The sequence below is a fragment of the Streptomyces sulphureus DSM 40104 genome, assembly GCF_000381025.1.
GTDB lineage: Bacteria > Actinomycetota > Actinomycetes > Streptomycetales > Streptomycetaceae > Streptomyces > Streptomyces sulphureus.
Genome location: NZ_KB905813.1, coordinates 646,396 through 664,518 on the forward strand (window position 1 = coordinate 646,396; position 18,123 = coordinate 664,518).

An 18,123-nucleotide genomic window follows, 5' to 3' on the forward strand; every position below is an offset into this window, starting at 1 on the left:
GTACGCCCACACAGGATAGTTGCGGCCCTACCACGGGCGGCGTCCCCCTGTCTGCCAGAGGTCAGCGCGGCCGGCGTCCGGTGTCCAGCAGGCCGAGCAGCCGGCTCAACTCCTCGCGCTGCGCGGCCGTGAGCGGTTCGAGGAGCTCCTCGGCGGCCGAACGGCGCACCCGTCGCAGCGTCTTGAGGGCACGCGCGCCCTCGTCCGTGAGCTCGATCCGCGTCGCCCTGCGGTTGGCCGGGTCCGGGACCCGCCGCACCAGCCCGCGCTCCTCCAACGCGTCGACGAGGCTCGTCACCTGGCGCGGGACGACGCCGAGGCGCTCTGCGAGGTCGGCCATGCGGGGCGGTTCGGGGCACCGCGCGACGGTGCCGAGCAGGCGCCCCTGCGCGGGGGTGAGGCCGAGGGGGGCGAAGTTGTGCCGGTGCGCGTGGTGCAGCCGGCGGGTGAGGAGGAGGAGCTGGTCCGCGAGGTCGTCGGCCGAGTCGCGGTCGGGGTGGGCTGCCATGCGCCGTAGCATAACAGGGGATAGTTCATTGTGAACACAGGTAACAATGCACTACCCTTCCGGGACGCGTCCCTTACGCACCCATCCGCCCCGATCCCGAGGAGCCCGTTGAGCAGCCTCACCGTCGACTCGACCACGCCCACCAAGGGCCCCGACACCGCACGCAAACCTGCACAGGTGCGCCGCATCGTCCGCCTCTTCCGCCCCTACCGCGGCCGGCTCGCCCTCGTCGGGCTGCTGGTCGGCGCCTCCTCCCTCGTCTCCGTCGCCTCGCCCTTCCTGCTCCGCGAGGTGCTCGACGTCGCCATCCCCCAGCAGCGCACCGGACTGCTCAGCCTGCTGGCGCTGGGGATGATCCTGACGGCGGTCACCACCAGCATCTTCGGCGTCCTCCAGACGCTGCTGAGCACCACGGTCGGCCAGCGCGTCATGCACGACCTGCGCACCGGTGTCTACGCCAAGCTCCAGCGAATGCCGCTCGCCTTCTTCACGCGGACCCGCACGGGCGAGGTGCAGTCGCGCATCGCCAACGACATCGGGGGCATGCAGGCGACCGTCACCTCCACGGCCACCTCGCTCGTCTCCAACCTCACCGGTGTCGTCGCCACCGTCGTCGCGATGCTCGCGCTCGACTGGCGGCTCACCGTCGTCTCGCTGCTGCTGCTCCCGCTCTTCGTCTGGATAAGCCGACGCGTCGGGCGCGAGCGGAAGACGATCACTACCCAGCGGCAGAAGCAGATGGCCTCGATGTCCGCGACCGTCACCGAGTCGCTCTCTGTGAGCGGCATCCTCCTCGGGCGCACCATGGGCCGGGCCGACTCGCTCACCCAGGACTTCGCGGGGGAGTCCGAGCGCCTCCTCGACCTGGAGGTCCGCTCGCACATGGCGGGACGGTGGCGGATGTCGGTGATCAGTATCGTCATGGGCGCCATTCCCGCGCTGCTGTACTGGGCGGCGGGGATGCTTGTGCACTTCGGCGGGCCCGGCTTCTCGCTCGGCACCCTCGTCGCCTTCGTCAGCCTTCAGCAGGGGCTGCTGCGGCCCACCGTCTCGCTGCTCAACACCGGTGTCGAGATGCAGACGTCGCTCGCTCTCTTCCAGCGGATCTTCGAGTACCTGGACCTGACCGTCGACATCACCGAGCCCGAGCGGCCCAGGCGGCTGCCGAAGGTGCGCGGCGAAGTCCGCTTCGAAAGCGTCGACTTCTCCTACGCGGCCGGCACGCTCCCCGTCCAACCGGGCGCCGGGACGGAGCCGGAGCCCGCGCGGGGCAACACCCTCACCGGCATCGACCTGACCGTCCCCGCCGGCGGCAGCCTCGCCGTCGTCGGCGCGACCGGTTCGGGCAAGAGCACGCTGAGCTACCTCGTGCCCCGCCTCTACGACGTCACGGGCGGACGCGTCACCCTCGACGGAGTCGACGTGCGGGACCTCGACTTCGAGACGCTCTCCCGGGCGGTCGGCGTCGTCTCGCAGGAGACCTATCTCTTCCACGCGAGCGTCGCCGAGAACCTCCGCTTCGCCAAGCCGGACGCCACCGACGCCGAGCTCCGGGCGGCCACCCGGGCGGCGCAGATCCACGAGCACATCGCCGCGCTGCCCGACGGGTACGACACCGTCGTCGGCGAACGGGGCTACCGCTTCTCCGGCGGCGAGAAGCAGCGCCTCGCGCTCGCCCGCACCATCCTTCGGGACCCGCCGGTGCTCATCCTCGACGAGGCGACGAGCGCCCTCGACACCCGTACCGAGCGCGCCGTCCAACAGGCCGTCGACGGACTCTCCGCCGGCCGCACCACCGTCACCATCGCCCACCGCCTCTCCACGATCGCCGACGCCGACCAGATCGTGGTCCTCGACGAGGGCCGCATCGCGGAGCGCGGCACGCACGACCAACTCCTCGCCGCCGACGGTCGATACGCGGCGCTGGTGCGCAGGGACGCACGGGCCGCGGACCCGGCGGTGGGGTGAGCGGCGCGCGTCGGCGTTGCGGAACGGGGCTCGCGCTGCGACGGGTTCCGGCTCAGGGCAGTGCCGCGGCTTCGTGGAACGCGTGCCGCACCCGTCGGATGCCGTCCCCGTCCCTGGTCGGATGCACCCGGTTGGTGAGCAGTACCGCGTAACGGCCGCGCAGCGGGTCGATCCACACGCTGGTGCCGGTGAACCCGGTGTGCCCGAAGGAACGCGGGCCGAACGCCGGGCCGACGGGGGAGTCCTGCGCGTCCAGCCCTTGCCACGCGAGCCCGCGCCGGAGGTTCAGGTCGTCGGTGTGGGGCGACGTCATGAGGCGCAACGTGGCGGGGGTGAGAACGCCGCCGCCGTCGCCGGCCATCGCGGCGGCGAGGCGTTCGACGTCGGGCAACGGCGCGAAGAGTCCCGCGTGCCCGCAGACGCCGCCGAGCACCACCGCGTTCTCGTCGTGGACCTCGCCGTGCACCACGCGGCCGCGCCACGGGCACTCCTCGGTGGCGACGAACGAACGGCCGGGCGCAGCCGAGGGGTTGAAGGAGGTGCGCGTCATCTCCAGCGGTGCGCAGACGAGTTCGTCCACCAACGCGTCGAGTCCGCGCCCCGTGACGGCCTCCAGCAGCAGGCCCAGCACGATGAACCCCAGCGAGGAGTACTCCACCCGCGTCCCCGGTGCCGAGCGGAGCGGCGTCACCCGGACCGCGTCCAACAGGCCGGTACGCGTGGGGTGTCGGCGGTGCAGCCGGACCTGTCCCGGCAGGCCGGAGGTGTGCGTCAGCAGGTGCCGCACGGTAGCCCCGGCGCACGGGGCCTCCCGGAAATCGGTGAGGCGACCGCGGACGGTGTCGTCGAGGCCGAGGACGCCGCGTTCCACGAGAGCGAGCGCCGCCAGGCCGACGATCGGTTTGGTCACCGAGGCGAGGTCCCACAGCTCGGAGCCGTCCACCGGCCTTCCGCCCCATCGACGCGTACCGAGCCAACCCCGCGCGTCATGACGTCCGTTGGCGGCACCCGTCGACCATGCGGCGGCCGAGTAGACGCGTTCCTCGTGCCCCCGCTGCACCACGCGCCGGAGCCGGTCGCCGGCGTCTGCCGGGCCGGTCATCGCTGCCCCCGCACGAGGTCCAACGCGCCCGGTCGGGCGCCGAGTTCGGCGGACAGGGCGCGGGCGGCGGCGCGAACCATCGGCCCGTAGAGGCTGACGCTCGTCGGATCGAGGGTGAAGGCGAGGCCGCGCAGCGCGAGCGCACCGCGCGGCTGTCCGTCCGCGTCGTGGACGGCCGCGGCTACGCCCACCGTGTCCTGCTCCTCGAACTCCTCGTCCACCGCGTACCCCGACTCGGTCGCCTCGCCCACCGTCTCGGCGAGCGCGGCGCGCTCCACGCGGGTGTGCGGGGTGAGTGCTGCGTGGGGTCCGGAATCCAGGAAGGCGTCCAACTCGGCGTGCGGCAGCACCGCGAGCAGTGCCAGCCCGGGGGCGGCGGCGTGCAAGGGGGCGCGGGCGCCGGGGTACAGGGTGGTGCGGTGGCCCCGGGGTGCCTCGGAGAGGGCTATGCACACCGTTTCGCGGCCGTCGCGCACGGCGTAGTAGGCGAGTTGGCCGGTGCGGGTGCGCAGGTCGGCGAGGTACGGCTGGACGCGGCGCACCGCGTCGGTGGTGTGCAGCGTGGTGGCGGCGAGCCCCAACAGGCGTGGGCCCGCGCGGTATGCGCCGTCCTCGGTCGGCTCGGCGAAACCGAACTCCGCGAGTGTGCGCAGGTGCCGGTGGACCGTTGGCTTGGCGAGGCCGGTGCGCCGGGCGATGGCCGCCAGGCGGTGCGGCCCGCCGGGTTCCGCCAGGACCTCCAGGAGCTCCATCGCCTTCTCGACGGGACCGCCGCCTGCTGCGAGTTGCGGACTCGGACGGGTGTTGACCGGTTTCCCCATGGCGCTTAGCTTAACGCAATCGCATTCCATCTTTCGGAACGGATGTGTTGTTCGATGGAACGGATAGGGAGAGCGGGGCGTTGTCCGGCCGGCAGCCAGGAACCGCCCAGCCGCCGCCAGTTGCTGAGGCTCGGCGCCCTGGCGGTTCCGGCGCTCGCCGCCCCGCCCCTGCTCACCGGGTGCGGAAGCGCGGCCGGCACGGGCGGCGGCGATGTCGGGGACGTCCTCCGCGTCTCGCAACCCGGCGACGCGAAGACCATGGACCCGCACAAACAGGGCGACATGGTCTCGATGAATGTGCTGATCAACATCTTCGACACGCTCACCGCCCGCGGCGCGGACGACCGCCTACGTCCCGGCCTCGCCACCGACTGGAAGGCGACGTCGCCGACCACCTGGCGCTTCCGTCTCCGTCGCGGCGTGACCTTCCACAACGGCGAGGTCTGCGACGCCCGCGCGGTGAAGTCCAGCATCGAGCGGGTCCTCGACCCGGCCACCAAGTCGCCCATCGTGGAGCTGCGTTACGTCCGAGAGGTCACCGTCGTCGACCGGTACACCGTCGAAGTGCACACCGAGATCCACGATCCGATCCTTCCGGAGAAGCTCTCCCTCTTCGGCGGCGCCGTCGTCCCCCCTCGTTATCTGGCGGAGGTCGGTGAGCGCGGCTTCGCCCAACACCCCGTCGGCACGGGCCCGTTCCGGTACGTCGAATGGCGGCGCGATCACGAGATGCGGATGCGGGCGTTCGGGAAGCACTGGCGCGGCCGGCCGGGTGTCTCCGAACTCGTCTTCACGCCGGCGCCCGATGCCTCGTCCTCCCTCGCCGCGTTGCAGAGCGGTGGCGTGGACCTCGTCACCGGCCTCACCCCGGACGCTGCCGAGCAGTTGGAGGGGTACACCGGTGTGAAGGTCGACAACGACACCGGCATCCGCACCGCCTACCTCTCCCTCAACACCCTCGAACGCGGCCCCCTCCGCGACCGCCGCGTCCGGCAGGCCCTCAACCACGCGGTAGACGTCCCGCTGCTGATCAAGGCGGTGCTCGGCGGGCGCGCCGCCGAGGTCCCCGCGATGATCCCGCGCGGCGCCTTCGGCTTCGACGGGTCCGTCAAGCCGTTCGAGCGCTCCGTGACCACCGCCCGCAAGCTCCTCGCCGACGCCGGCTACCCGCAGGGCTTCACCACCACCCTCACCGCCTCCAACGTCGACGCCAACGTCGCAGAGGCGCTCTCCGGGCTCCTCGCCAGGGCCGGCGTGCACGCCAAGGTCTCCCTGCTCGACCCCGGCACCTATTCGCAGCGGCTCACCTCGGACAACCACGGTGCCCTCGGCCCGATGTACCTCGCGGCGAGCACCGTGTGGACGATGGACGGCTCCTCGATGCTCCAGTCCAACGTGCGCAGCGACCGCCGGCAGAGCCGCTGGCACTCCGACGAGGCCGACCGGCTGATCGACGTCGAGGAGCAGTCCGTCGACCCGGAGCGGCGCCGGGCCGCCTTCTCCGACCTCCAGCGACTCGTGCGCACCGAGGCGCCGTTCGTCCCGCTCTTCCAGTACGACAACGTCTACGCCCGCAACCAGCGCCCGAGGTGGCACCCCGGCGCCGCAGGAATCCTGGCGATGGGCGACGCGGAGGTGGCGTCATGACCGGTACGACCGTGAGCCCACCGTCTCCTGCGGCCACCGAACCGCCGGCAGCCGGCGACGCGAAGGACGCAGGACGTGTCGCACGTGTGCTGCGCCAGGTCGCGCTCCGCCTCGGCACGGCCCTGCTGGTGCTCTTCTGCACCGCCACCGTCGCCTTCTTCCTGGTACGGCTCTCCGGCGACCCGGTCAAGACGCTCCTGCCGCCGGACGCCACCGCCCAGCAGGAGGAATCGCTGCGAGCCGGCCTCGGTCTCGACCGCTCGCTCCTCAGCCAGTACCTGCACTACCTCGGCGGGCTGCCCCGGTTCGACTTCGGCGACTCCCTCTTCTACAACCAGCCCGTCCGCACCGTGCTCGCCGACCGGCTCCCCGCCACCCTCGAACTCGCCGCGGGCGCCCTCGTGCTGACGCTGCTGATCGCCGTGCCTGCGGGCATCGTCGCGGCGATGCGCCGCGGCCGGCCCACCGACCGCGGTGTCATGGCCACGGTGCTCCTCGGGCAGTCCACACCGCCGTTCTGGGTCGGCATCCTGCTCATCCTGCTCTTCGCCGTCACCTTCCAGGTGCTCCCGGCCTCCGGCTACGGCACCCTCGCCCACCTCGTACTGCCGGCGGTGACGCTCGCCGTGTACTCGGTCGCCGTCGTCGCCAGGCTGCTGCGCTCCTCGCTCATCGACGTGCTCAGCTCCGACCACATCCGCTCCGCGCGTGCACGGGGCCTCGGCCCCGTCAAGACCGTCCTCAGGCACGGGCTGCGCAACGCCTCGCTGCCCGTCGTCACCGTCGTCGGCCTGGAGGTCGGCAGCCTCCTGGGCGGGGCGATCCTCACCGAGCGCGTCTTCTCCTGGCCGGGTGTCGGGCAGTTGACCGTCGAGGCGATCGCCAACCGGGACTTCCCGCTCGTCCAGGCGACCGTGCTGCTCTTCGCCGCGACCTTCGTCGTGGTCAACCTGCTGGTTGACCTCTCCTACAGCCTCCTCGACCCGAGAGTGAGGAGCTCCCGTTGACCGACTCGACCACCAACGAAGCGACGCCCACCAGCGCCCGGGGCACGGGCGCGGCCGGGGCTTCCCGCACGGGAGTGCTGCGCTCCCTCCTGCGCAACAGACTCGCCGTCTGCGCACTGGGGTTCCTGGTCCTCGCCGCCGCGGCGGCCGTCCTCGCACCGCTGATCGCGCCACACGACCCGGCCCACCAGGACCTGCTGGTCCGTCTCCGTCCGCCCGCTTGGCAGTCCGGCGGCAGCGCCGAACACCTCCTCGGGACCGACCAGTTGGGCCGCGACCTGCTCGCCCGGGTGCTCTACGGCACCCGCGTCTCGCTCCTCGTCGGTGCCGGTGCCGCGCTGCTGGCCGGTCTCGTCGGCACCGTCGTGGGCCTCTCCTCCGGCTACCTCGGCGGCTGGCTCGACCGGGTGCTGATGCGCCTCGCCGACGTGCAACTCGCCTTCCCCGCCATCCTGCTGGCCCTTGCCATCGTCGGGTTCCTCGGCTCCGGGCTGTGGTACGTCATCCTCGTACTCGGCTTCACCGGGTGGGTCGCCTACGCACGCGTCGTCCGGTCCGAGGTGCTGTCGCTGCGTACCAGGGACTTCGTCACCGAAGCCAGGGCCATCGGCGTCACAGACGCCACCATCATGCGCCGCCACCTGCTCCCCAACGTCCTCGCACCGCTCGCCACCATCGGCACGCTGCACGTCGCCACGGCGATCGTCGCCGAGGCCTCGCTCAGCTACCTGGGCCTGGGCGTGCCGAAGGAGACCGTCACCTGGGGCGGCATGCTCTCCGACGGGCAGCTCTACCTGGGCACCGCCTGGTGGGTGGCCGTCTTTCCCGGCGTCGCCCTGATGCTCACCTCGCTCGCGATCAACATCACAGGCGACGCCCTGCGCGACGTCGCGGACCCGAAGGCGTACCGCAGATGACACAGCCAAGGCCGAACACCCCGCGCTCCCCGGCCGCTTCGGCGCCGCCCGAGCAGCCCGACCCGCTCCTCGACATACGCGGCCTCAGCGTCGACTTCGTACTGGAGTCGTCCGTCGTGCACGCGGTGCGTGGCGTCGACCTCCGCGTCGGCGAGGGCGAGACGCTCGCCGTCGTGGGGGAGTCGGGCAGCGGCAAGTCCGCCACCGCGCTCTCGGTGCTGCGACTCAACCCGCAGCCCCCGTGCGTCTACGCCGCAGGGGAGATCCGGTTCGACGGGCAGGACCTGCTGCGCGCGGGAGAACGCGAGCTCGGCCGGGTACGGGGAGCCGGAGTCGCGATGGTCTTCCAGGACCCCATGACGAGTCTCGACCCACTGCAACGCGTCGGGCCGCAGGTAGCGGAGGCACTCCGGCACCACCGCGGCACCTCCCGCGGCCAGGCCCGCCACGCCGCGCTCGCCGCGCTCGAAGAGGTCGGAATCCCCGAACCGGAGCGCCGCTACCGGCAGTTCCCGCACGAGCTCTCCGGCGGCCTGCGGCAGCGGGTGATGATCGCCGCGGCGCTCGTCGTCCGGCCGCGGGTGCTCATCGCCGACGAACCGACCACCGCGCTCGACGTCACCGTCCAACGGCAGATCCTCGACCTCCTGGTCGACCTGCAACGCCGGCACGGCATGGCCGTGGTGCTGATCACCCACGACCTCGGCGTGGTCGCCGAGACCGCCGACCGCGTCGCGGTGATGCACCGCGGCGAAGTCGTCGAGACCGGTCCCGTCTTCGACGTCTTCGATCGGCCCGCCGACGACTACACCCGCCGACTCCTCGCCGCCACGCCCCGATTGGAGACGGTGTGACTCCCTCCCCGGCCCCCGCACCACTGCTCGCCCTCGACGGGCTCCGCAAGGTCTTCCGCGGCGGCGCCGTAGCCGTCGACGACGTCTCGCTCACGGTCGGCGAGGGTGAAACGCTCGCCGTCGTCGGGGAGTCGGGCTGCGGCAAGACGACGCTCACCAGGCTGCTGCTCCGCCTCCTCGAACCGACCTCGGGCACCGTCCGGTTCGAGGGGCGCGACCTGACGGCCCTCGCACCGGCCCGACTCCGCGACGTCCGCGCGCGGATGCAGGTGGTCCTCCAGGACCCGTACTCCAGCATGAACCCGCGGATGCGCGTCGTGGACATCGTCGGCGAACCGCTCGTCACACACGACCCGCAGGCCCGCGGCCGCCGCAACCGTGCGCGCACCGCCGAGCGGGTCGGGGAGCTGCTGGAGTCCGTCGGGCTCGACGCGGCGATGCGCGACCGCTACCCGCACGAGTTCTCCGGCGGCCAGCGGCAGCGCATCTCCATCGCCCGCGCGATCGCGCTGCACCCGCGCCTCGTGGTGCTCGACGAGCCCACCAGCGCCCTCGACGTCTCGGTGCAGGCGCGCGTCCTCGACCTGCTCGCCGAGCTCCAGCAGCGTCTCGGTCTCACCTACGTCTTCGTCTCGCACAACCTCGCCGTGGTGCAGCAGGTCGCCGACCGCGTCGCGGTGATGCGGCGAGGCCGACTCGTCGAACTCGGCGAGGCCGCGCAGCTCTTCACCGAGCCGGCGCACCCGTACACGCGGCAGCTCCTCGACGCCGTTCCCGTCCCCGACCCGCGCGCCGCACGGCGCGGAAGGACCACGACGGAGGCTGCCGGATGAGTACCGCACCGAGGAGGCCGCTTCCCCGACCCCGGAAGAGCCCCGCACCGCGGACGGCCGCTCGCCTACTGCGCGGAGAGCACCAGCCCCGCCCCACCGAGCAGCGCGACGTCGTCGACGGCGCCGCTGCCGACGGAGACCCGCGGCTGCTCCGCCTGCGGCGCGGCGAGACCCGCACGCAGCCCCTGCTCCACCAGCTCGCGGAACGTCTCGCCGCCCTCGCGCGCCTCGCCGTGCAGGACGAACAGGCCGGGAGCGAAGAGATGCTGGACGTTGACGAGGCCGAGCGCAAGGTTGCCGGCGTACTCCTCGACGACCCGCCGCGCCGCCTCCCTCGCAGGCGCCGCCGCCACCAGCGCGGCGAGCGTGGCACCGGTGCCCAGGCCCGCCTGCTCGGCTGCGCCGCGCAGCCAACGGGTCGTCGCGACGGTCTTCCAGCAGCCGCGTGCCCCGCAACCGCACCGCTCGCCGTGGGCCGAGACGGTCATGTGCGCACCGCTCCGCCCGCCGGGCGGCGCCACCACCTCGCCGTCGAACAGCAGCCCGACGCCGAGCACTTCGCCGGTGGAGACCGAAGCGAAGGTCCGCCGCCCGCGCCCCGGACCGAACCAGCGGTCGCCGAGCACCTGAAGCCGCGCCCGGTGCTCCACCCGGGCCGGTGCGTCGACGAGCTCCCCGAGACGCCGCGCGACCGGGTAACCGCTCAGCGCAGGCGCGTCGTTGACCTCCACGACCAGGCCCGCCTCGGGGTCGACGAGCCCCGGCGCGGCCACTCCGACGCCGAGCGGTCTGGCGCCGGCGAAGACGCCGGCGGCCCGGGCGAGAGCCGCGTCGATCTCGTCGCGGGTCCCCGCCGCCGCATCGAACGTCGCCTCCGCGCGCGCCAGGATCTCGCCCGACCTGCTCAGCACGGCGGCGCCTATCCGCCCTGGCACCAGCTCGACGGCCCCCAACAGCGGCACAGCGGCGCTCGGCACGGGCTCCGCCGCCGTATCCGGAACCAACCGCAAAGGAGCACGTTCATGAGCCATGGGGCGACTCTGCCACGTCCCTCCACCGCGGGGGTAGCGCAATGAGCGGCACGAACACCGACCGCCGCGGACCCCGCCGGCTGGCACATCTCACCAGCGACGAGGTCCGCGCCGCGGCGGAAGAAGGCATCGCGGTGCTGCCGCTCGGCTCCCAGGAGCAGCATGCCGGGCACCTGCCGATGGGCACGGACGCGCTCCTCGTCGAGGCGGCCGTGGACCGGGCCGAGGCGCTCCTCGCCACGGACGCCGACGTCCCCGAGCTGGTCCGGCTGCCGACGCTGCCGTTCGGCCACAGTCCGCACCACCTTTTCGCCGCCGCCGTCTCCCTCTCCGCGCAGACCCTCTCCGCGGTCCTCCACGACGTACTCGACTCCCTCGCCGTCACCGGCTACCGCCGCGTCCTGCTCGTCAACGGGCACGGCGGCAACGACGAGATCATGCGACTCGCCGTGAAGCGCTACGCGCTGCGCGCCGACGTCACCCTTGCCGCCTGCTCCTACTGGACGCTCGCCGAGGGCACGGAGTTCTCGGACGCCGAACGCCCCGAGGCGACACCGGGGCACGCCGGTTGGTTCGAGACCTCCCTGATGCTCGCCGCCCACCCCGACCTGGTGCGCACGCCGGTCGTGCCCCGTCCGCCCGTCGACCCGCCGCCGCTCTTCGACGCTCCGCCGTATCCGGGCCTCACCGTCGAGCGGTACGGGGAGTGGGCGCGTGTCGGTGGTGCCACCGACGACGCCTCCACCGCCGAAACCGCCACCGGAGAACGGCTCCTGGAGGCGCGTGCCCGCGGACTCGCCGCCGCCGTCCGTGCCTTCGCCACCGCCACCGCCCCGTCCCGAGGAGCAGCATGAAGATCACCGATGTCGACGTGCAGGTCGTCAACCTGCCGCTGATCAACCCGTTCACCAGCTCCTTCGAGACGAAGACGGGCGAGACCCGCACCGTGGTGCGCATCCGTACCGACGACGGGATCGAGGGGTGGGGCGAGACGATGTGGGGACGCCCCGTCGCTGCGCTCGTCGAGCAGCTCGGCGAAGAGCTCGTCGGCACCAGCCCGTTCGCGCTGGAGGCGTTCCACCGCAGGCACCACATGGTGCCGTTCTTCCACGGCTACCTCGGCTACGCCGCCCTCGCCGCGCTCGACGTCGCCTGCTGGGACGCGATCGGCAAGGCGAGCGGCCAGTCCCTCACCGACCTGCTCGGCGGCCCGATCCGCGCAGAGGTACCGATCACCGCACTGATCACCCGGTCCGATGCCCCCGCGTCACGCTCGGCCGACCTGCCCGCGGCCCTCGCCGAGCACGCGGCCGCCGTCGTGGCCGAGGGCGGGTTCCGCGCGGTGAAGCTCAAGGGCACCACCGACGTCGCGGGCGACGTGGCGATCCTGCGGGCGCTGCGCGAGGCGCTGCCCGGCGTCCATCTGCGGGTCGACCCCAACGCCGCCTGGTCGGTGCCGGATTCGGTCCGCGCCGGTATCGCCCTCGAGGAGCTCGACCTGGAGTACCTCGAAGACCCTTGCACGGGAATCGAGGGGATGAGCCAGGTCCGCGCCAAGGTCCGCATCCCGCTCTGCACCAACATGTGCGTCGTGCGGTTCGAGGACTTCGCGCCCGCGGTTCGCCTGGGAGCCGTCGACGTCATCCACGGCGACGTCTACAAGTGGGGCGGCATCGGCCCCACCAAGGCGCTCGCCGCGCACTGCGAGACCTTCGGGCTCGGCATGAACCTGCACAGCGGCGGCGAACTCGGCATCGCCACCGCCGCCCACCTCGCCGTCGTCACCAGTACCCCGGTGCTCTCCCGCGCCATCGACAGCATGTACTACCTGCATGCGGACGACATCATCGAGCCGCTTCCGTTGAACGACGGCTGCCTGCGCGCTCCCTCGGGCCCCGGACTCGGCGTCCGCGTCGACGAGGAGAAGCTGCGCCACTACGCGGCCGTCAACGAGCGGGAAGGAGACCTGACCCGATGACCGACGAACCTCTCAACCCCGCCTCCCGTCCGGCCGCGGACGCGGTAGGGCGCGAACCGGTCGTCACCGCGGGGGCGCCGCAGCCCGCCGGCGCCTACAGCCAGGGGCTCGTCGCCGGCGGCTTGCTCCACACCGCGGGGTTCGGCCCCCAGGACCCGGCGACAGGACGCGTGCCAGAGGGCATCGGCGAGCAGACGCGGCAGGTGCTGCGGAACGTCGGCGCGGTGCTCGCAGCGCGGGGTCTCTCCTTCGCACACGTGGTGAAGGTCACCGTCCATCTCGCCGAACTCCACCGGGACTTCGGCGAGTTCGACGCCGCCTACCGCGAGTTCGTCACGCCGCCGTACCCGGTGCGCACCACGGTGGGCTCCGAACTGATGGACATCCTGGTGGAGATCGACGTCGTGGCCGCCGTCCCCGAATGAGGACTGCGCCGGGGTGCGCCCCGCCGCCGCAGGGCGCACCCCGGCGCAGCCGCGACCGGGCCGGGTGCCGGCGTCGCCCGCCCGTCGCGGTACTGCGGCAGTTGGCGCCGGAGGCCCGGGGCAGGCTTCGGTGCGCCGACGTGCCCGGGGCCTGCCTCGACGCCGCTTGCGACGGCGCCTCGCCGCGCGTGCTGTCGGCTTCGCGGCTATCCCAAGTACGGCGCCGAGCGGTGCCGGAGGAAATGCCGGACGCGCATCCGCTGCGTGTGGTGCAGGGGCAGCTCGTCCAACTCGTCGGGCGGCACGAACCGCAGCTCCGTGGACTCCTCCGAGAGCACCGGCTCGCCTCCGGTGATGCGGGCTGCGAAGCACACGTTGAACTGCCGCCGCACCTCGCCGTCGGTGTAGGCGACGATGTGCCGCGGGTCCGTGTACGTGCCGACGAGGCCGGTGAGCTCGACGTCGAGCCCCGTCTCCTCCTTGACCTCGCGCACGGCCGCTTCCGGGAGCGACTCGGTCGGCTCCATGCCCCCGCCGGGCAAAGCGCCCACAGGCCGTTGTCGGCGCGCCGCTGGAGCAGGATGCGCCCTTCCCCATCGGTGACGGCGGCCGAGGCGGCGACCACCAGGCTGTTGGGTTCGGGTGCGTCGGGATCGTCGTAGTACTCGGTGCGTGCCACCGCTCAGCCTTCCCCCAGCGCGTGTGCCCCTGCGTCCGACGAGCTGGACGGCAACCGGCCCGGCCTGACGTCGTGAAGGCTTCGCCATCGCTGCCGTGGTCGCCTGCGTCCTGCTCCAACTCGTGCCGGAGGCCGGGAAGATGACGTTCTCCCGGTGAGCGGTCCGGTGCGAGCCTCGCCGGGCCGGGCGGCCGATCAGTAGAGGAGGTAGGGCCGCCGCCGCTGCTCGAACCGGCGCACCTCGTCCCGCCAGGCGGCGGTGGCCCGCTCCCAGCCGGCGCCGTCGTCGAGCATGGTGCGCAGCCTGGGGGAGCCGGAGAGCTTGTCGATCCAGTACGGGCGCTTCTCGTCGGCGTCCTTGCGCCAGGCGAACCCGTCGTAGGCCCGGGCCGCCGCGAGCATCGCCACCGCCGTCGGGATCGCCCGGTACCGCGCCGGGTCGGTGACGAGGAGTTGGACGCCCGCGCAGGTCTCGCCCTCGTGGTCGCCGAACGTCGGCACGAAGTAACCCTCGCGGAACCGGACGCCGGGCAGGCCGAGGGCGTTGAGCCGGTCGCTGTACCGGTGGTCGAGGTACGGGGCGCCGATGAACTGGAAGGGCTGCGTGGTGCCCCGTCCCTCGGAGAGGTTGGTGCCCTCGAAGTACCCCGTCCCCGCGTAGGCGGTCGCGGTGTCGGGGGTCGGCATGTTGGGGGACGGCGGCACCCAGGGGAGCCCGTGCTGCTGCGCGGTGGCCCGCGGGTCGAGCCCCCGTACGCGGACGACCTCGGGCTCGACCGAGCCGCCCTCGCCCTCGTGGGGCAGGAGCTCCCCGTCGAAGTAGCGCGCGAGTTCGCCGACGGTCATGCCGTGCTGCTGCACGATCGGCTTCAGCCCGACGCCCGACGCGAACTCCTCGGTGAGCAGCGGCCCGTCGACGCGGCGCCCCAGCGGGTTGGGCCGGTCGAGGACGACGAAGCGCGCGCCCACCGAGCGCGCCGCGACCATCGCGTGGTACATCGTCCAGATGTACGTGTAGAAGCGGACGCCGACGTCCTGGATGTCGAAGACGACGGTCTCCACGCCGGCGTCCTCGAAGAGCCCGGCGAGCTTCGCCGCGTCGGCCCCGTAGGCGTCGTAGACGGTGAGCCCGGTGCGCGGGTCCTCGAACTCGGGCTCGGACTCGCCGGCTTGGGCGCTGCCGCGGAACCCGTGCTCGGGGCCGAAGACGCCGACCACGTCGAGCGCGCCTGCGCCCGACTGCTCCGCCATCGAGTCGACGATGTGGCGCGCGTCCCGCAGCACCCCCGTCGGGTTGCTGACGACGCCGAGCCGCCGGCCGCGCAGCGTCCGCCAGCCCTCGCGGGCGGCGGCGTCGGCGCCCGGCACGACGTGCCGGGCCGCGCCGGGCGTGGCTGCCGCGGCGCCGGGTGCGAGGAGCTGTCCGGCGAGCGCGGTGCCGGCACCGCCGGCGAGCAGGGTGCGGCGGGAGGGTCTCGGGGACATCGCGAACCGTCCTTCCGGGAGGTGCGCCGTTGCCGGCACGGGGAGTTCGGGTACGTGCACGCCCGTCCAAGATGTGCGGCGGCGCGGTCGCACAAGGTATCTGCGCGCCGCGGGCGACGACAGCCCCCGCGCGCCGTCCAGGGTGCACGCCGCGCTGTGCGGCGCCCGTTGGGGACACGGCGCGCGGTGCGAGGATGGCCCGTATGCCGAAGCCGAAGCTCACCCTCGTCCGCGGGGACCTCACCGAACAGGACGTCGACGTGGTGGTGAACGCCGCCAACTCCTCGCTGCTCGGCGGCGGCGGGGTCGACGGCGCGATCCACCGCAGGGGCGGACCGGAGATCGTCGCCGCCTGCCGGGACCTCCGCGCCACCAGCCACGTCGACGGGCTGCCCACCGGACAAGCCGTCGCCACCACCGCCGGCCGGCTGCCGGCCCGGTGGGTGGTGCACACGGTGGGCCCCGTCCACGCGAAGTCCGAGGACCGCTCCGGGCTGCTCGCCTCCGCGCACCGTGAATCCCTGCGTGTGGCCCGGGAATTGGGCGCCCGCACGGTGGCCTTCCCGGCGATCTCGACGGGCGTCTACCGCTGGCCCCTCGCGGACGCGGCGCGGATCGCGCTCGGCACGGTGCGGGCGGAGGGCGAGGGGTTCGAGGAGATCAGGTTCGTACTCTTCGGGGACGACGCCTACCGGGCCTACGAGGCCGAGCTGTAGCCCCGCTGCCGGGGCGGGACCCGGCAGCGGAACCCCCGGAGCCGCTCAGTCCAGCTCGGAGCGCGCGTAGGCGACCATCGCGTCGCGCAGGTAGACGGCGAGGCCGTCGGCGACCCTGTCGTGGTTGGCGCGCAGGTCCGGGTCCTCCACGTAGTGCTGCCCAAGTCCCCTGTACGCCGCGGCGTTCGGCGTCCAGAACCGGCACACGCCCCGGTAGTGGGCGTCCACCTCGGCCTGCACCGCCGGGTCGTCGACGGGTGCTCCCGCGCTCATGAGCTCGGCCACGCGGATGAGCTGCGCTGTCACCTCGCGCTGCCACCGCTCCGTCTCCTCCGCGGTCATCGTCTCGACGACCTGCCGCGACTGCTCCCACTGCTCCGGCCACCGCTCGCGCGCCTCCTCTTCGACGCGTGCGGGCTGGAACCCTTCGAAGAGGTTCTCCGGCCTGTTGATCTGCATTGTCTCCCTGCTTTCCTCGAGGGAGGCGAGGGTCCGCTCGACGGTGCGGGTGAGCGTCTCCAGGCGCTGCCGCTCCGCCAGCAGCCTCCGGCGGTGCTCGCGGAGGACGCTCACCTGGTCGCGCCGGCGTTCCAGGACCGCACCTATCTCCCGCAGCCCCACTCCCAACTCCCGCATCAGCAGGATCTGTTGGAGCCGCAGCAGCTCGGGCTGACCGTAGTAGCGGTGCCCGTTGCCGCCGATGCCGGCGGGCGGCAGCAGTCCGGTCTCGTCGTAGTGGCGCAGTGTCCGGGACGTCACCCCGGACATCCGGGCAACCTCCGCGATCGACCAGGCCATCGCCCCGCCTTCCCTCGCCGGGCCGGTATCTCCGGCCGCACGAAGGACCGTAGAAGTTGACGCAGCGGCAAGCGCAAGCCGGCCACCCGAGCACGCGCCGCCTCCTGTCCCAGGTGGCAAGGGCAGGAGGCGGCGCGGGTCGGGTGGCCGCGGCGGGGGAGGTGCGCGGCGTCCCCGGGGCGGTTGGTCAGTGGCCGGAGTGGTCCGGGCCCGAACCCCCCTTCGGACGCGGGGAGTCGGCCGTGCCGCCGCCGTGTCCCTCGTGTCCGCCTCCGCCGCCGGGGACCTCCCCGTTCTCGTCGGTGACGATGAAGAGACCGGCCATGCCCATGTCCGAGTGGCTCTGCACATGGCAGTGGTACATCCACTCGCCGGGGCCGACGTGCTCGCCCGCGATCACCTGGAAGCCGAAGGAGTCGCCAGGGCCTGTGAGCTTGTCGTCGATGATGCGGCTCGGATCGTCGGCGGAGGCGAGCAGGCCCGTGCGGTTGTCGGCCCAGCGGTGCCCGTGGACGTGGAAGGTGTGGTAGAACTCGCCGTGCGTGATCTGGATGAACTCCACACGCTCGCCCGACTGCGCGGTGAAATCGGGGACTTCGTCGCCCTCGGCGCCGGTCTTGTTGTTGATCGTCATGTCGTTGAAGACGACGACGAACTGCTTGTCGGGGATCGGGTCCCCCTGGCGCCGTACGACGAGCGCACCGTAGAGCCCCTTCTGCAGCCCCTGGGTGCCGTGGTCGGTGCCGACGGCGTGGTCGTGGTAGTGCCAGTAGCCGGCGCTGCCCGGGATGAGGGTGCCGTCCTCACGCTCGCCCGGGGCGTGCGACTCCCAGGTGTAGACGCGGCTCTCGCCCGGCTGCACCACACTGTCGGTCATCGCCGTGCCGTCGTTCTCGATGGTGTAGTCGACGCCGTGGACGTGGAGGCTGGCGGCGACGTCGAGGTTGTTGACCAGTTCGATGTTGAGGGTGTCGCCCTCGTTCATCTCCAACAGGGGCCCAGGGATGGTCGGTTTGCCGGGTTCGAGTCCGTAGCCCATCAGGTCTTCGCCGACCGGCTCGGCGTAGAGCGTGATGTCGCGGACCTCGCCCGGCGCGGCGTCCTTCCGCGGGGCGGCGGAGGAGAGGCCGGCCGGGGCGAGGGCGGCGAGGGCGGCGCCGGTGGCGAAGGATCTCCGGGAGAAGCGTGATCGCGTCATGCGCAACCTTCCTCGGTCGCCGTGCAATCGACGTTGACGGCGCATCATGTTAGGAAACCCGGCCGAGTTTGCCCACCCTAAAGACAAAGTCCGTCCAACTCTGGTCATAGCCATTGGCGTAGCGGCGAAAGGGGTCTAGCTTCCTTGGGCGTTGCT

The 18,123-nt window shown here is 72.6% G+C and carries 17 protein-coding genes and 1 pseudogene; 10 read left to right on the top strand and 8 right to left on the bottom strand.

The window, feature by feature from the left end:
* Positions 1 to 61: 61 nt before the first annotated feature.
* Positions 62 to 508: a MarR family winged helix-turn-helix transcriptional regulator gene (locus F603_RS0102920; RefSeq protein WP_019544516.1), complete on the bottom strand. Its 447-nt coding sequence runs from the start codon at positions 506 to 508 to the stop codon at positions 62 to 64.
* A gap of 108 nt (positions 509 to 616) precedes the next feature.
* Here F603_RS0102920 and F603_RS0102925 point away from each other — a divergent pair, with 108 nt between their 5' ends.
* Positions 617 to 2,476 (top strand): ABC transporter ATP-binding protein, encoded by a 1,860-nt coding sequence (locus F603_RS0102925; protein WP_019544517.1) that lies wholly within the window; start codon positions 617 to 619, stop codon positions 2,474 to 2,476.
* Between the two features lie 52 nt (positions 2,477 to 2,528).
* Here F603_RS0102925 and F603_RS0102930 read toward each other — a convergent pair whose 3' ends face one another.
* Complete coding sequence (locus tag F603_RS0102930; protein ID WP_051096082.1) at positions 2,529 to 3,578, bottom strand: serine hydrolase domain-containing protein; 1,050 nt, start codon at positions 3,576 to 3,578, stop codon at positions 2,529 to 2,531.
* Positions 3,575 to 4,399, bottom strand: a complete 825-nt coding sequence (locus F603_RS0102935) for an IclR family transcriptional regulator (RefSeq protein ID WP_019544519.1) — start codon at positions 4,397 to 4,399, stop codon at positions 3,575 to 3,577. Before F603_RS0102935 ends, F603_RS0102930 begins: the two co-directional genes overlap by 4 nt.
* A 54-nt stretch (positions 4,400 to 4,453) precedes the next feature.
* On the opposite strand from F603_RS0102935, the gene F603_RS0102940 reads away from it, so the two are divergent.
* From F603_RS0102940 to F603_RS0102960, 5 genes are read left to right on the top strand one after another with little or no spacing between them, the layout of a single operon-like run.
* On the top strand, positions 4,454 to 6,046 hold the full coding sequence (locus F603_RS0102940) for an ABC transporter substrate-binding protein (protein ID WP_078503503.1): 1,593 nt from the start codon (positions 4,454 to 4,456) through the stop codon (positions 6,044 to 6,046).
* Positions 6,043 to 7,053, top strand: coding sequence for an ABC transporter permease (locus tag F603_RS0102945; RefSeq protein WP_019544521.1), 1,011 nt, complete (start codon positions 6,043 to 6,045; stop codon positions 7,051 to 7,053). Before F603_RS0102940 ends, F603_RS0102945 begins: the two co-directional genes overlap by 4 nt.
* The gene (locus F603_RS0102950) at positions 7,050 to 7,970 is read left to right on the top strand and encodes an ABC transporter permease (protein WP_019544522.1); all 921 of its coding nucleotides are present in this window, start codon (positions 7,050 to 7,052) and stop codon (positions 7,968 to 7,970) included. Before F603_RS0102945 ends, F603_RS0102950 begins: the two co-directional genes overlap by 4 nt.
* Positions 7,967 to 8,824 (top strand): ATP-binding cassette domain-containing protein, encoded by an 858-nt coding sequence (locus tag F603_RS31475; protein ID WP_019544523.1) that lies wholly within the window; start codon positions 7,967 to 7,969, stop codon positions 8,822 to 8,824. The genes F603_RS0102950 and F603_RS31475 overlap by 4 nt, the downstream gene beginning before the upstream one ends.
* A complete protein-coding gene (locus tag F603_RS0102960; protein WP_019544524.1) occupies positions 8,821 to 9,657 on the top strand; it encodes an ATP-binding cassette domain-containing protein in 837 nt (278 codons plus the stop codon). The genes F603_RS31475 and F603_RS0102960 overlap by 4 nt, the downstream gene beginning before the upstream one ends.
* A 65-nt stretch (positions 9,658 to 9,722) precedes the next feature.
* On the opposite strand, the gene F603_RS0102965 is transcribed toward F603_RS0102960, so the two are convergent.
* Positions 9,723 to 10,688 (bottom strand): ROK family protein, encoded by a 966-nt coding sequence (locus tag F603_RS0102965; protein ID WP_245600662.1) that lies wholly within the window; start codon positions 10,686 to 10,688, stop codon positions 9,723 to 9,725.
* Between the two features lie 41 nt (positions 10,689 to 10,729).
* Between F603_RS0102965 and F603_RS0102970 the strand changes: the two genes are divergently transcribed.
* From F603_RS0102970 to F603_RS0102980, 3 genes are read left to right on the top strand one after another with little or no spacing between them, the layout of a single operon-like run.
* On the top strand, positions 10,730 to 11,542 hold the full coding sequence (locus F603_RS0102970; protein ID WP_019544526.1) for a creatininase family protein: 813 nt from the start codon (positions 10,730 to 10,732) through the stop codon (positions 11,540 to 11,542).
* Positions 11,539 to 12,666, top strand: coding sequence for a mandelate racemase/muconate lactonizing enzyme family protein (locus F603_RS0102975; RefSeq protein WP_019544527.1), 1,128 nt, complete (start codon positions 11,539 to 11,541; stop codon positions 12,664 to 12,666). The genes F603_RS0102970 and F603_RS0102975 overlap by 4 nt, the downstream gene beginning before the upstream one ends.
* Positions 12,663 to 13,091 carry a RidA family protein gene (locus F603_RS0102980; protein ID WP_019544528.1) on the top strand — a complete coding sequence of 143 codons (429 nt, stop codon included), beginning with the start codon at positions 12,663 to 12,665 and terminating at the stop codon, positions 13,089 to 13,091. Before F603_RS0102975 ends, F603_RS0102980 begins: the two co-directional genes overlap by 4 nt.
* A gap of 206 nt (positions 13,092 to 13,297) precedes the next feature.
* Here F603_RS0102980 and F603_RS31480 read toward each other — a convergent pair.
* Both F603_RS31480 and F603_RS0102990 read right to left on the bottom strand, forming a co-directional pair.
* A pseudogene (locus F603_RS31480) lies at positions 13,298 to 13,770 on the bottom strand (NUDIX hydrolase).
* 195 nt (positions 13,771 to 13,965) lie between these two features.
* A complete protein-coding gene (locus F603_RS0102990; protein ID WP_019544530.1) occupies positions 13,966 to 15,255 on the bottom strand; it encodes an exo-beta-N-acetylmuramidase NamZ family protein in 1,290 nt (429 codons plus the stop codon).
* A gap of 203 nt (positions 15,256 to 15,458) precedes the next feature.
* Between F603_RS0102990 and F603_RS0102995 the strand changes: the two genes are divergently transcribed.
* A complete protein-coding gene (locus F603_RS0102995; RefSeq protein WP_019544531.1) occupies positions 15,459 to 15,971 on the top strand; it encodes an O-acetyl-ADP-ribose deacetylase in 513 nt (170 codons plus the stop codon).
* A 45-nt stretch (positions 15,972 to 16,016) separates the two neighbouring features.
* Here F603_RS0102995 and F603_RS0103000 read toward each other — a convergent pair whose 3' ends face one another.
* Positions 16,017 to 16,769 carry a MerR family transcriptional regulator gene (locus tag F603_RS0103000; RefSeq protein ID WP_019544532.1) on the bottom strand — a complete coding sequence of 251 codons (753 nt, stop codon included), beginning with the start codon at positions 16,767 to 16,769 and terminating at the stop codon, positions 16,017 to 16,019.
* A 187-nt stretch (positions 16,770 to 16,956) separates the two neighbouring features.
* Positions 16,957 to 17,967 (bottom strand): multicopper oxidase domain-containing protein, encoded by a 1,011-nt coding sequence (locus tag F603_RS0103005; RefSeq protein WP_019544533.1) that lies wholly within the window; start codon positions 17,965 to 17,967, stop codon positions 16,957 to 16,959.
* Positions 17,968 to 18,123 lie beyond the last annotated feature (156 nt).

What these genes read in the sequence shown, in the direction of transcription:
- F603_RS0102920 (WP_019544516.1), bottom strand. Translation starts at nt 508, where the DNA reads ATGGCAGCCCACCCCGACCGCGACTCGGCCGACGACCTCGCGGACCAG.
- F603_RS0102930 (WP_051096082.1), bottom strand. Translation starts at nt 3,578, where the DNA reads ATGACCGGCCCGGCAGACGCCGGCGACCGGCTCCGGCGCGTGGTGCAG.
- F603_RS0102935 (WP_019544519.1), bottom strand. Translation starts at nt 4,399, where the DNA reads ATGGGGAAACCGGTCAACACCCGTCCGAGTCCGCAACTCGCAGCAGGC.
- F603_RS0102940 (WP_078503503.1), top strand. Translation starts at nt 4,454, where the DNA reads ATGGAACGGATAGGGAGAGCGGGGCGTTGTCCGGCCGGCAGCCAGGAA.
- F603_RS0102945 (WP_019544521.1), top strand. Translation starts at nt 6,043, where the DNA reads ATGACCGGTACGACCGTGAGCCCACCGTCTCCTGCGGCCACCGAACCG.
- F603_RS31475 (WP_019544523.1), top strand. Translation starts at nt 7,967, where the DNA reads ATGACACAGCCAAGGCCGAACACCCCGCGCTCCCCGGCCGCTTCGGCG.
- F603_RS0102965 (WP_245600662.1), bottom strand. Translation starts at nt 10,688, where the DNA reads ATGGCTCATGAACGTGCTCCTTTGCGGTTGGTTCCGGATACGGCGGCG.
- F603_RS0102970 (WP_019544526.1), top strand. Translation starts at nt 10,730, where the DNA reads ATGAGCGGCACGAACACCGACCGCCGCGGACCCCGCCGGCTGGCACAT.
- F603_RS0102975 (WP_019544527.1), top strand. Translation starts at nt 11,539, where the DNA reads ATGAAGATCACCGATGTCGACGTGCAGGTCGTCAACCTGCCGCTGATC.
- F603_RS0102980 (WP_019544528.1), top strand. Translation starts at nt 12,663, where the DNA reads ATGACCGACGAACCTCTCAACCCCGCCTCCCGTCCGGCCGCGGACGCG.
- F603_RS0102990 (WP_019544530.1), bottom strand. Translation starts at nt 15,255, where the DNA reads ATGTCCCCGAGACCCTCCCGCCGCACCCTGCTCGCCGGCGGTGCCGGC.
- F603_RS0102995 (WP_019544531.1), top strand. Translation starts at nt 15,459, where the DNA reads ATGCCGAAGCCGAAGCTCACCCTCGTCCGCGGGGACCTCACCGAACAG.
- F603_RS0103000 (WP_019544532.1), bottom strand. Translation starts at nt 16,769, where the DNA reads ATGGCCTGGTCGATCGCGGAGGTTGCCCGGATGTCCGGGGTGACGTCC.
- F603_RS0103005 (WP_019544533.1), bottom strand. Translation starts at nt 17,967, where the DNA reads ATGACGCGATCACGCTTCTCCCGGAGATCCTTCGCCACCGGCGCCGCC.